At 33.8% G+C, this 13,336-nt stretch carries 11 protein-coding genes; 1 reads left to right on the plus strand and 10 read right to left on the minus strand.

The features are described 5' to 3' along the window. Positions 1-50: 50 nt before the first annotated feature. The 9 genes from ACHRV0_RS11740 to ACHRV0_RS11780 all read right to left on the minus strand — a co-directional run bounded on the left by ACHRV0_RS11740 (position 51) and on the right by ACHRV0_RS11780 (position 8,317). Entirely contained in the window at positions 51-788 is a 738-nt protein-coding gene (locus ACHRV0_RS11740; protein ID WP_395440965.1) for a DUF2490 domain-containing protein, read from the minus strand. A gap of 108 nt (positions 789-896) precedes the next feature. Next, positions 897-1,439 carry a hypothetical protein gene (locus ACHRV0_RS11745; RefSeq protein WP_395440966.1) on the minus strand — a complete coding sequence of 181 codons (543 nt, stop codon included), beginning with the start codon at positions 1,437-1,439 and terminating at the stop codon, positions 897-899. Between the two features lie 223 nt (positions 1,440-1,662). After that, positions 1,663-4,209 (minus strand): TonB-dependent receptor, encoded by a 2,547-nt coding sequence (locus ACHRV0_RS11750; protein WP_395440967.1) that lies wholly within the window; start codon positions 4,207-4,209, stop codon positions 1,663-1,665. Positions 4,210-4,460: 251 nt separating this feature from the next. Further along, the gene (locus ACHRV0_RS11755; RefSeq protein ID WP_053470541.1) at positions 4,461-4,874 is read right to left on the minus strand and encodes an Rrf2 family transcriptional regulator; all 414 of its coding nucleotides are present in this window, start codon (positions 4,872-4,874) and stop codon (positions 4,461-4,463) included. A 109-nt stretch (positions 4,875-4,983) separates the two neighbouring features. Further along, a complete protein-coding gene (locus ACHRV0_RS11760; RefSeq protein WP_129023235.1) occupies positions 4,984-5,814 on the minus strand; it encodes a YgcG family protein in 831 nt (276 codons plus the stop codon). Between the two features lie 3 nt (positions 5,815-5,817). After that, a complete protein-coding gene (locus tag ACHRV0_RS11765; protein ID WP_089053896.1) occupies positions 5,818-6,255 on the minus strand; it encodes a TPM domain-containing protein in 438 nt (145 codons plus the stop codon). A gap of 86 nt (positions 6,256-6,341) precedes the next feature. Continuing rightward, positions 6,342-6,926 carry a LemA family protein gene (locus ACHRV0_RS11770; RefSeq protein ID WP_129023234.1) on the minus strand — a complete coding sequence of 195 codons (585 nt, stop codon included), beginning with the start codon at positions 6,924-6,926 and terminating at the stop codon, positions 6,342-6,344. A 34-nt stretch (positions 6,927-6,960) separates the two neighbouring features. Continuing rightward, entirely contained in the window at positions 6,961-7,293 is a 333-nt protein-coding gene (locus ACHRV0_RS11775) for a MerR family transcriptional regulator (protein ID WP_089053894.1), read from the minus strand. 46 nt (positions 7,294-7,339) lie between these two features. Continuing rightward, on the minus strand, positions 7,340-8,317 hold the full coding sequence (locus ACHRV0_RS11780; RefSeq protein ID WP_395440968.1) for a peptidoglycan DD-metalloendopeptidase family protein: 978 nt from the start codon (positions 8,315-8,317) through the stop codon (positions 7,340-7,342). A gap of 212 nt (positions 8,318-8,529) precedes the next feature. Here ACHRV0_RS11780 and alaS point away from each other — a divergent pair, with 212 nt between their 5' ends. Beyond that, on the plus strand, positions 8,530-11,169 hold the full coding sequence (alaS, locus tag ACHRV0_RS11785) for an alanine--tRNA ligase (RefSeq protein WP_395440969.1): 2,640 nt from the start codon (positions 8,530-8,532) through the stop codon (positions 11,167-11,169). Between the two features lie 295 nt (positions 11,170-11,464). Here the strand turns inward: alaS and ACHRV0_RS11790 are convergent, their stop codons facing one another. Then, positions 11,465-13,210, minus strand: coding sequence for an ABC transporter ATP-binding protein (locus ACHRV0_RS11790; RefSeq protein WP_395440970.1), 1,746 nt, complete (start codon positions 13,208-13,210; stop codon positions 11,465-11,467). Positions 13,211-13,336: the final 126 nt, after the last annotated feature.

Genomic DNA, 13,336 nt, shown 5'->3' on the forward strand with positions numbered 1-13,336 from the left:
AAAAAAACGGTGAATCAAATTTCTGATTTGCCGTTTTTTTATTAGAAAATCTAAAATTCCCGATTAATCCTATGATAAATTGTAAATCGGATAATATCCCTATCATAAAAATCGACTCCGCTGGCGCGTCTTTGAAAGCTTTTTAAGTAACCTAATTCTAAACCAATGTTTGGGTTAATGTGATAGCGAAGCGCTGCATAAATCCTGTTTTGATCGAATGTATTTCGTTTATTGTCTTTTCCGAAATTAAACATAATTTCATCAGATATTGTTGCTTTTAAACTTCGTTTTTCTTTTTCCCATAACGTAAATGTTGACTGCAGTCTATAACGGAATCGGTAAGCAAACCAATAGTTGTCAAGTAACTCTGTTTTGGTTGCTTTCTGAAAAAAGCGTTCTTCAAGCTGAAAACGATTATGAAAAGTGATTTTGGCAATATCGTTTATAAAAGTAATATCCTGCTGTGCGCGATATTCTGGAATCGAAAAATCAGGATCAACATTTGGGTCTTGCGTATTTACATTAAAATAAGCAAAACCTCCACCTAAATCGATAGTTTTAGCAGCACGATATCGTCCTTGAACTCGTATTGCAAATAAGTTTTGATGAATAGGATTAAGAAAGCTTCGATTATCAAATTCAGAATGAAGCGCCCATTTTTCACTCAAAGGCAAGATATTATAATACCTAATCCAAGTTAATGTCTGCTGATCAGTTTTCTTTTGATTTTGCGCCGATAAAGAGGGACTTATTAAGATTAAAATAAGTGCTAATTTGAAAAACTTCATGCAACCAATTAATTCAGGCTGCGAATATATACAAATGAGAATAAATGAATTGAAATAGAAAACGTTTTTTATTACGCTTTTGGTTTGATTTTGTGATTGTTTTGAAAATTAAATATTAATTAATTCAGAATCAAAAACCGTAAAACCTTCTTTTTTTAAGTTTAAAAAAGATTCCAATTGAGGAATAATTTCCATTTCTAAAAAACGAACTTCAGGATTATTTTGATTATCATTTTTAATAGTATTTGTTAAAGGAATATTTTTAAAGGAAGCTTTGTTTTGAAGTGTTAGAATGTAATAAAAATTTCGTGATCCCGATTTTGTTTTAATGTTTAAAATATCACTTAGAGCAGTAATTTTCTTTTTTGAAAGCGGTGTAATTTTATAAAAAGCATCATCATTTTTGTCAAAAATAAATGTCGTTTTATTTTTAATTTTCCATTCGTAAATACCACGAAAAAATAAAGCTGTACTAATTAGAATAGAAAGAACCAGTACGCTTTTAAGATCATTTAAATGCGATGCGATAATTCCTAAAGTTAAAAGAATAATTCCTAAAAAAGAGTGTAAAAGCATGCTTGAGTTATCGTACCAATAAGGATCAAACGAAATCTGTTTTTTTGAAACTGTAAAATTGTAGTAGTGCTGCATTTTTGTATTTGATTAATTCCCGCTTAATATTGCTAATGCCGAGATTAGAAAAAAGTTCATTTACATAAAATCATCAATAAAGATCATTTTAAAAAATGAAATAAAATGCTGCTAAAAGTTTTTAAAATAACAGTTTATGTCTTTTTGTGTTGTTTTGATAAAAAAAAAACGAGATACGTGTAAAACGCATCTCGTTAATTTAGTTTCTAACTTTAATTTAAAACTATAAGTTATATTTCAATGTAATTCCATAAGTTCTTTGATCACCAAGTACACCAGCATATTGTCCTGCATTTCCTCCTGCAGGTAATAATTGCTCATAATAATCTTTGTTTAAAAGGTTACGTCCCCAAAAGTGAACTGATAATCCTTGTGATGCACGGAAACCTAAACGAGCATTAAAGATCGCATAACCCGGAACAACTAAATATTTTGATGCCGAAGGGCTTGACGAAAATTCAGAACGAGCGTATGAATCAACAGCTAAAAAAACTTTTCCTGCGTTTCCAAAGAATCTTGCATTATCAGAAAGTTCACCACCTAAAGATCCTGCCCATCTTGAAGCACCTGGTAAAGCAGTTCCAGAAACATCTTTGAAGGATACCGGAGCTCCAGTTTCTTCTAATGGAAGCGGTGCATTTGTAAATTTAACATACTTTCCATCAGTATAAGTAGCCGCCGCATTTATAGTTAAGTGTGTGTTTACAACAAAGCTAGCATCAAGTTCAGCACCTTTTACACGTACTTTGTCAGCATTAGCAAGATAACCTCTGTTTACACCCAATTCTGCAGCCTGAACGTTCGTTTGAAAATCTTTAATATCAGTATCAAAAAAGGCTAAATTGAAGATAGAATTTTTAAATGGAGAAGTCTTAATTCCAATCTCATAATGGTTTACCTTTTCTGGTTTAATAACTGCAAGATCTAACAATGGCTGTCCTTTCGAATCTGTTGGCAGACCAGCAACATTTACACCAACAGGTTTGTAACTTTTAGCATAAGTTCCGTAAGCATTAATTTTATCACTGAATTTATAAGTAACAGTTATGTTTCCTGAAAAATCCGTGTTGTCAGTACTAGAATCAAAAGCTTGATCAGAGTAAACTTGTTTTTTCAAAGCCAGCAATGCAGGATCAGTTGTTTGTAGTCCGCCGTATGTTGTTCTAGCATAATGAGCATCTTTTTTGTCGAAATTATATCTTAAACCCGGTAAAACATGTAAACGCTCTGTTAATGCCCAGTCTAATTGTCCAAATACTGCCGCACTTGATGCTCTAATACGAGCGTCGGTTTTGATACCGTAACCTTCAAAAAGCCCCGGAGTTTTCCATAATGGACTTGTTGAACTTTGAGCAAATCTCCATTGCGCATTTCCAGATTCTTCGGTACCATTTGTTTGTGATGTTTGGTCAATGAAGAATACTCCAGCAACGCCGCTTAATTTTGATGTAAGTTGTCCCGCATAACGTACTTCTTGTGTTAACTGCGTTTGTCTTGTTGGGTTTTGCGATTTAGCCAATACTTGTAATCCTGTAAAATCTCTGTCGTTCGATGGATCCCAGTTCCAGAAACGCCAAGCTGTTGTAGACGTTAAAGTTCCTCCTCCAATTTTTGTGTCAATATTCAACGAAACACCTCCCATATCTTGTCCAGAACGCCATGGTGTATCTTGATCAATTTTGCGGTCAAATGCATTTTGACTTGGAAGCTTATAATTTAAATCTTTGATAATAGCATCAAACTGGCGATAAGCTGCTCTTTGTGTTGGCGCAACACCTGCAATAACCTGAGCGTATCCATCCGGACGCTGTGTTGTAATATCAGCAGCCAGAATAATGTTTGTATTTACAGAAGGAGTAAAAAGTAATTGACCTCTAATTCCTTGATTGTTTAAGGTATTTGTAGGTCTTCCAGTTACAATATTATCAACTAAACCATCGCGTTGAGTTCCAGAGAAAGACAATCTACCAGCAACCTTTTTACCTAAAGCACCAGTTACCGAAGCTTTGGCTTGCAAGAAAGCAAAATTTCCGTAGCTTACTTCAAAATCGGCACCAGTAGTAAAACTTGGTTTACGAGTTGTTATATTAAAGGCTCCCGAAGTTGTGTTTTTTCCAAACAATGATCCTTGCGGGCCGCGCAATACCTCAATTTGTTCGATGTCGATAAAATCTAGAGTTGTAGCTGCCGGACGTGCATAGTAAACACCATCAACGTAGAAACCAACACCTGGATCAATACCATCATTTGTTAATCCAAAAGGAGAGCCTAAACTTCTAATATTGATACCTGTGTTTCTTGGGTTTGAAGAATAAAGTTGTACTGATGGAACTAATTCTTTAATTCTATTAACATTAAAAGCTCCAGTTTGTTCCGCTTGTTTTCCTGTAATAACTGAAATAGCAATTGGCACATCTTGAACTTTTTCGATACGACGTCTTGAAGATACCACAACTTCAATAAGTTCATTTTCTTCTTTTAGGAGAACTTGAATCGGATTTACTGGTATTGCAGTTACTTCGATTTCAGCTGTTGTATATCCAACGTACTGAATTAAAAGTGTCAAAGGCAGTCTTCCTTTTGAATCGATTGTGAATTTTCCGCTGTTGTCAGTAACAGCGCTGTTAGTAGTTCCTTTAACTACTACGTTAACGGCTTCTAAAGGTATATTTTCGCTTGTTGTAACAACACCTTCAATGTTTTGTGCAAATGAGACAGAGAAGATTAAAAAGAATACTATTGTAAAGATATTTTGTGTAAATGTTTTCATTTTTATATTAAGTATATGTGATTAGTAGAGTTTAAAATAAAATTTTTTTAAATCAACACATACACATTATAGAAGAATTGCTTTTTGCAACTGCGAAAAGTCTTGTAGAATTGTTTTGCCAAAGTTTTGTTACACCTGATGAACTAAAATGTACTTTCATGAGTTAAAATTTTGTAAATGGTTTGTTAATTATTTTTGGCAAATATATATAATTAATTCTATGGATTTACTAGGAATTAGAAAATATTTTTTTATTTGTTTACTAATGAAGCGATTGTGATGCCTTCCATTGCCTTCAAAGTTTTATCTCTGATAAGCATTAAACCGTGACGCAGACTGCATTCAGACTCGGTTTTGCAATCAGAGCAAGGCTCATAAAAATTTAAAGAAGCGCATGGCAAAAGTGCAATTGCACCGTCAAATAATCGGTGAATTTCTGCCAAAGTGATGTCATTTTTTGATTTTATCAGATAATATCCACCAAATTTTCCTTGCTTGCTGCTCACAAAACGTCCTCGTTTTAGATCTAATAAAATTTGTTCTAAAAACTTTTTAGGAATATTAGCGCCATCAGCAATTTCTATAGTTCTAGAAATGTGATTTTCGTCTTGTTCTGCTAAATAAAGTAAGGCCTTAAGGGCGTATTTTGCTTTATGTGATAACATCTATATTGAATTGTAATTTGTAAAAGTAAGATTTTTTAAACTTGAAACCTAAAACAATGAAAATTTGATAGTAAGCTTTAGCAGAATTGGCGTAGTAAACAAAATTAGTTTACCAGCTTCCTCCAGAACCACCGCCAGAGAATCCGCCTCCGCCAAATCCACCGCCGAAGCCTCCGCCTCCGCCAAAACCACCTCCAGATGATCCGCCGCCAAAACCTCCAAATCCGCCGCCGCTTCTTCCAAGATTACTTAGAATAATTACATCGAGCAGGCTGGGACCGCCGCCGCCATTGTTGCCAGAATTTCCTCCTCCGCCTCTTTTATTTCGAGAGAGTAAAATTAAAACAATTACAACAATTATAATGAACGGGAGTATTGGGAAATCTTTTCCTTTAGATTGTTTGCGTTCGCCTTTGTATTTGCCTGTAAAAACGTCAAAAAGAGCATCGGCACCCTTATCAAGTCCGCGATAATAACTTCCAGCTTTAAATTCTGGAATAATAATATTACGAGTAATGGTTCCGCCAATACCTGCAGTCAAACGATCTTCCAATCCATAACCAGGTGAAATCCATATTTTTTTTTCGGCTTTAGCTAATAAAATCAATACACCATTATCTTCTTTAGCCTGTCCAATTCCCCATTCCTGAGCCCATTTGGGAGTAAGAATTCCAATATCTTCTCCTTTTAAACTTTCAATTGTAATGACTACAATTTGTGTTGACGTAGAATCTGAATATCGAATTAGTTTTTCTTCTAACTGCGTTTTTTCAGAAGCACTTAAAACATTAGCATAATCATAAACTGAGGTTTGAAAATCAGGTTTTTTAGGAATCTCAAATTGTGCAAAAATACTATTAGAAGTAAAAAGCACTATAAGTAAAAAGGCAAACTGAAAAATTCTATTGGAATTTGTGATTTTATTTTTTGAATTTTTCATTATTTATCCTTTTGAGATTTCGTTAGATAATTCGTTTGTATCGTCTGCCAATGAAGGGAAATATTTTTTCAGCTGTTCACCTGCATTCAAAATACCATCAACAATACCTTGTTTAAAGTTTCCGGATTTAAAATGATTGGTCATAATGTCTTTGGTACAATGCCAAAAATCGTCTGCAACTAAATCATTAATTCCTTTGTCGCCGCAAATGACAAAATTTTTATCATCAACAGCAAAATAAAGCAATACACCATTTTTTAATCTGGTTTCATGCATTTTTAATTCATGGAAAACTTCTAAAGCTCGGTCATAATGAGCTTTAGAAGATGTTCTTTCTATATGAACTCTAATTTCGCCAGAAGTGTTTTTTTCGGCCATACGAATAGCTTCAACAATTTCTTGCTCTTCTTCTTTGCTTAAAAAATCTTCTACTTTTGACATTGAAATTATTTTAGAGTTTAGATTGTGGATTTTAGATTTCAGATTAAATCTGAAATCTAAAATCGTTAATCAAAAATATTAAATCTTTAGAATTTTACTTCAACTGGTTTATCAGCACCTGCAACAGCTTCAAAGTATGGTTTTTCTTTGTATTCACTCAAGAACCATTTGTTCGGGATTGATAAAATGTAACCATTATAAACTTGTACGCTTTCGTTAAAACGAGTCCTAGCTGTTAAAATTTGGTTTTCAGTACTAGCTAATTCATCTTGTAATTTCAAGAAATTCTCATTAGCTTTTAAAGTTGGGTATTGCTCAACAGAAACCAATAATTTTGATAATGATGAAGTTACACCGCTTTGTGCTTGGTTGAATTGTGCTAATTGTTCTGGAGTTACATTACTTGGGTCAATAGTTACAGAAGTAGCTTTTGCACGAGCTTCAATAACCGCCGTTAAAGTTGATTTTTCAAAATCAGCAGCACCTTTTACCGTGTTTACTAAGTTTCCAATAAGGTCATTTCTTCTTTGGTAAGCAGTTTGTACATTTCCCCAATCTTTGTTAACGGCTTGACTGTGCTGTAAAGCAGTATTTTTAATTCCAATTGACCAAAAAGCAATGATAGCAATTAGTGCAACAATAATTCCTACGGGGATTAACCATTTTTTCATATTAGTTTTGATTTAAGTTTATTTCTATTTTTAATTACAATTCGTTTTTTATTTCGTTCAATTGTGTTTTTATCGTCTCTAATTTACGTATTATTTCGAATTTATCTAATGTTTTCTTTTGGCCCTCTTTTAAGTGTGTTTTTGCGCCTTCCAGTGTAAAACCTCTTTCTTTAACAAGATGATAAATCAATTGTAAATTGGTAATATCATCCGGCGTGAACATTCTGTTGCCTTTGGCATTCTTTTTTGGTTTCAGAATATCAAATTCGCTGTCCCAAAACCGAATTAATGATGCATTGACATTAAAAGCTTTGGCAACTTCGCCAATACTGAAATATCTTTTATCTTTTGAAAGCTCAATATGCATGTTTTTTTCTTTCTAATTTATTTCAAAAATAGTACTTTTTATACTATTAATCTAATGACTGATTTTCTTGGTTTGCCATTTGAGAAATCGCAACATATTCGACTGCAGAAATGTTTCCGTAATAAAAATTCAACGGATTTACGACTTTACCATCTTTATGAACTTCATAATGACAATGAGGTCCTTCAGATCTTCCGGTGCTTCCTACATAACCAATTATATCTCCTCTTTTTACTTTTTGCCCCGGTCTGCAATTGTACTTGCTTAAATGAGCGTACAAACTTTCATAACCAAAACCATGCCTGATTACAACATGATTTCCAAATCCAGATGCAGCGGCGTCAGCTCTTTCAACAACACCGTCTCCAGTGGCAAAAACGGGAGAGCCTGTGCTGGCAGTAAAATCCATTCCGTTGTGCATTTTTCTCACTTTTGTAAAAGGATCAATTCGATATCCAAAACCAGATGCAACTCTTTTTAGACTTTCATTTTGAACGGGCTGAATTGCCGGAATGGCTAATAGTAAGTTCCCTTTTGTACTTGCCAATTTTAATATTTCATCTAATGATTTAGATTGAATAGCCAGTTCCTTTGAAAGTTTATCGATCCGTTTTGTGGTGTTTAGAACCAATTGCGAATTATTGTATCCCTCTAATCTTTTATATCTTTCAGGATCTCTAAACCCTGCTTTTCTAATAGAATCTGGAATTTCAGCTTTATTAAAATAAACTCTGTAAATATTATTGTCTCGATCTTCTAGTGCTGCAGCAACAGCGTCAATTTCATCCATTTTTTTATTCAAAATAGAATAATGCAGTTTTAGATTTTCGATTTCACGTGCTTGTAAACGATCTTTTGGCGTTTCAAAATAAGGAGTATTAAGTAAAAGAACAAAAACTAAAAAACCAAATAACGCCGAAGCCAATAAAAACAGCATAGCATAGCCGAATTTAATCCTTTTTCTGGTTTTTATTTTTGTATAAGCCAGATTTTCTGAGTCGTAATAATATTTTACTTTCGCCATATTTTAAAATACCCTATTTTTGCAGCTTGTAAAAGTAGTTAGTCGAACAAAATTAGTAAATGTTTCAGTTGTTCGGGGCTTTTTTTCAAGATAAAGCAATTAGATAATTAGATAATGTGACAATTAGATAATTATTGTTTAAGAATTATTTTTAATTATTTAATTGTCGTATTATCTAATTGACACATTTTCAAATTATCTCATTATAAAACATGAAATCACAAGACGTACGTAAACAATTTTTAGATTTTTTTGAGAGTAAAGGACATACAATTGTTCCTTCGGCTCCTATTGTACTTAAAGACGATCCAACCTTAATGTTCAATAACTCGGGAATGGCCCAGTTTAAAGAATTTTTCTTAGGTAACGGAACGCCAAAAAGTCCAAGAATCGCCGATACGCAAAAGTGTCTTCGTGTTTCAGGAAAACATAACGATCTTGAGGAAGTTGGTATTGATACCTACCACCACACCATGTTTGAGATGTTAGGAAACTGGTCTTTTGGTGATTATTTTAAAAAAGAAGCAATCAATTGGGCTTGGGAATTATTGACAGAAGTGTATAAAATTCCAAAAGAGAATCTTTACGTTTCTGTTTTTGAAGGAAGTAAAGAAGATAATGTTCCGTTTGATCAGGAAGCTTGGGATATTTGGAAAACTTTAATTGACGAAGACCGAATTATTCTTGGTAATAAAAAAGATAATTTCTGGGAAATGGGAGATCAAGGACCATGCGGACCTTGTTCTGAAATTCACGTTGATTTGCGTACTCCGGAAGAAAAAGCTGCAGTTTCTGGAAAAAGTTTGGTAAATAACGATCACCCTCAAGTTGTTGAAATCTGGAATAATGTATTCATGGAATTCAATCGTAAAGCTGACGGTTCTCTAGAAAAACTTCCTGCACAACACGTTGATACCGGAATGGGATTTGAGCGTTTGTGTATGGCTTTACAAGGAAAAACATCAAATTATGATACGGATGTTTTCATGCCTTTAATTAGAGAAATTGAAACCATTACAGGATCAAAATATACAACTAATGACGTAACGGATATTAGTGATGAGCAAAATAAAATGAATATTGCGATTCGTGTAATTGCAGATCACGTTCGTGCCGTAGCTTTTGCTATTGCCGATGGACAATTGCCATCTAATACTGGAGCTGGATACGTAATTCGTAGAATTTTACGTCGTGCTATTCGTTACGGATTTACATTCTTAAACACAAAAGAGCCGTTTATTTATAAATTGGTTGAAACTTTAAGCGAGCAAATGGGAGATTCTTTCCCAGAAATCAGAACGCAGAAGGCGCTTTGTTCAAATGTTATCCGTGAAGAAGAAAACTCTTTCTTACGCACATTAGATCAAGGTTTGATTCTTTTAGACGCTGTAATTTTAAATAATCAAGGAGATACAATCGATGGTAAAAAAGCATTCGAATTGTATGATACTTACGGTTTTCCAATCGATTTAACAGCTTTGATTCTTTCTGAAAAAGGATTAAAACTAGATGAAGCTGGATTTCAAGAACAATTGCAATTACAAAAAGAAAGATCTCGTGCTGCATCAAAAGTAACAGCTGGAGATTGGAACGTAATTGTTGAAGATGATATTCAGGAGTTTATTGGTTATGATAGATTATCGCATCAAGTAAAAATCACTAAATACCGTAGAGTTGACAGTGTAAAAGATGGTGAAATCTACCAATTGGTTTTCAATGCAACTCCATTTTATGGAGAAAGCGGAGGGCAAACAGGAGATAAAGGATATTTAGAATCTCAAAATGGAGATATTATTTATATCATTGACACTAAAAAAGAGAATAACCAAACGATACATTTAGCAAAATCACTGCCTGAAAATATTACAGGTACTTTTAATGCTGTTGTTGATGCTACACAAAGAGCTAAAACTTCATCAAATCACTCGGCTACGCATTTATTGCACCAAGGTTTGAGAAAAATTTTAGGAACTCATATTGAGCAAAAAGGTTCGATGGTTCGTAATTCTTCATTACGTTTTGACTTTTCACACTTTTCTAAAGTTAGTGACGAGGAATTGATAGAAGTAGAGAATTTCGTAAATGCAAGGATTCGTGAAAGTCTGCCATTAATCGAGAAAAGAGCAATTCCAAAAGATCAAGCTCTTGAAGAAGGTGCTATCGCTTTATTTGGAGAGAAATATGGCGATTTAGTTCGTATGATTAAATTTGGTGATTCAGTTGAATTATGCGGAGGAACACACGTTGCAAATACATCTGATATCTGGCATTTTAAAATTGTTTCAGAAGGAGCAGTTGCATCAGGAATTAGAAGAATTGAAGCAATTACCAGTGAAGCTGCAAAAGAGTATTTTGAGTCGCAAGCTGTTTCTTTTAGTGAAATTAAAGAAGCACTTAAAAACGCTCAAGATCCTGTAAAAGCGATTCAAGCATTGCAAGATGAAAATGCTCAATTGAAAAAACAATTGGAAGTTTTATTGAAAGATAAAGCTAAAAACATGAAAGCGGATTTAGCGAAAGAATTACAAGAAATCAACGGAGTACAATTCTTAGCGAAGCAAGTAGATTTAAATCCAGAAGGAGCAAAAGATTTAGCTTATGAATTGGGTAATTCTTATAATAATTTATTTGTTGTTTTCGCTACAGCTCACGAAGGTAAACCAATGTTAACGTGCTATATTTCTAAAGAAGTTGTTGCTGCCAAAAACTTAAACGCTGGACAAGTTGTTCGCGAATTAGGAAAATATATCCAAGGTGGAGGAGGTGGTCAGCCTTTCTTCGCAACTGCAGGAGGTAAAAATGTTGACGGAATTGCAGAGGCTTTGGCTAAAGCGGTTGATTTTGTTAAATAATTTAAAGGTGCTAAGAATCTAAGACACTAAGGTTCTGAGTTTTTTATAAAAGTAAACCCGATAGATTTTAAAAATCTGTCGGGTTTTGTATTTATAGTGTTTTCTCATTTTGTGTCATTTCGACGAAGGAGAAATCACACGCGGAAATCCGTAAAAGAAAGTCGCCAATCTTTGTCGATATACTAGTGCGATTTCTCCTTTCAGTCGAAATGACAAATAGTACGTGTGTTCGATTGTTTAAAAACTTAAAATCTCAGTTCCTTAGCATCTTAGCACCTCAGAACCTTTAGAAAAACTATTTTCGTTCCCCAATTTGTTGGCGCCACATTGCATAATACAATCCTTTCTCCACAATCAAATCCTCATGTTTGCCTTGCTCGATGATTTTACCTTGTTCCAAAACAAAAATCCTATCAGTATGCATTACAGTCGATAAACGGTGCGCAATTAAAACTGTTATTCTGTTTTTATCAGATATATTTCGGATTGTCGCATTAATTTCTTCTTCGGTAATCGAATCCAAAGCAGAAGTTGCTTCATCAAAAATCAATAAATTTGGGTTTCTAAGAATCGCTCTGGCGATAGATAAACGTTGTTTTTCTCCACCTGAAACTTTGATCCCGCCTTCGCCAATTGTAGTGTTTAAACCATCTTCGGCACGCTTAAGAAGTTTGTCGCAGCTTGCACGTTTTAAAGCATCATATAAATCTTCGTCGGTTGCATTTGGTTTTACAAACAAAAGATTTTCACGGATAGTTCCTGAGAATAGCTGTGCATCTTGTGTGACAAACCCTAATTGTTTTCGTAAATCAAGTAAATCAATTTCGGTGGAATCAATATCATTATAAAGAACTCGACCTTCTGCGGGTGTATACAAACCAACCAATAATTTTACTAAAGTGGTTTTTCCTGAGCCCGACGGACCAACAAAAGCAACAGTCTGCCCTTGTTTAATTTCAAAGTTAATATTCTCAACCGCTTTAAATTTTGCCGTTCTATGTTTGAAACTTACATTCGAAAATAATAAAGATTGAATAGCTCCAACATGTTTAGGGTTTTTCGGTCGGAATTCTTTCGGAGCGCTTAATAATGTTTTGAAATTCTCCATAGAAACTTTCGTTTCATTAACCGCAATAATAAAGTTTCCAAGTTCTTGCAGTGGACCAAAGATGAAAAAAGTAAAAAATACCATCGTTAGTAAATCACCCACAATAATTTTATTACCAAATAAGAAATAATACAACGTAAAAACGACGCAAGTTCTTAAAAAATGAACGGTTGTTCCTTGAATAAAGCTCAAACTTCTAATAAAACGGATTTTTTCCAATTCCAACTGCAGAATTTTGAATGTATTTAAATTCAAACGTTTCTCTTCTTGATACGTTAAACCTAGACTTTTTACCAATTCGATATTTCGTAAACTCTCCGTTGTAGAACCAGCCAAAGCATTAGTTTGATTCACTATTTTTCTAGAAACAACTTTAATTTTTTTACCGAGATAAGAACTTACCAAAGCAATAATTGGAGCTGTAATTAAAAAAATGATTGAAATGCGAAAATCGATTCTAGCTACGTAAACAATTACAAATATAAATCCGATTATAGTTTGAAAAATCAGGGAAATTGAAAGTGTAATCAGCTTTTCAGAATCAGTTCTAACTTTGGTTAATTTACTCAAAGTTTCACCGCTTCGTTGATCCTCAAATTCAGCATATGGTAAATCGAGCGATTTCTTAATTCCGTCCGTATACATTTGAGCGCCGGTTCTTTGAATTACGACATTGGTAAAATAATCCTGAAAGTTTTTGGTAATTCTGGAAATCATCGCGGCAGCGAGCGAAAGTCCAAGCCAGAAGGATAACGATTTTATAAACGCCATTTCGTTTCCTTTATATTTTGCCAGTCCAACACCGCAGTCCTGCATTAACTTACCCGTAATAATAGAGTCTGATAAACTGAAACAAATGTTTATAGAAGCCATAATCAAAGCAAAAAACAAGAGCATTTTATGTTTGATTATATAAGAATATAATAATTTCATAGATGATTTTTAGAAAAGTGGAAGATGCAAAAGTAAGGAATTGTTTTAGTTTGTGAAGTTGGTTTTTGTTATTAAAAATGTAAATTTCTCTTCTTGATGAATATTGTTTTTTATTAGTATTTGTTT

Source organism: Flavobacterium sp. FlaQc-30, from assembly GCF_044005885.1.
Classification (GTDB): Bacteria; Bacteroidota; Bacteroidia; order Flavobacteriales; family Flavobacteriaceae; genus Flavobacterium.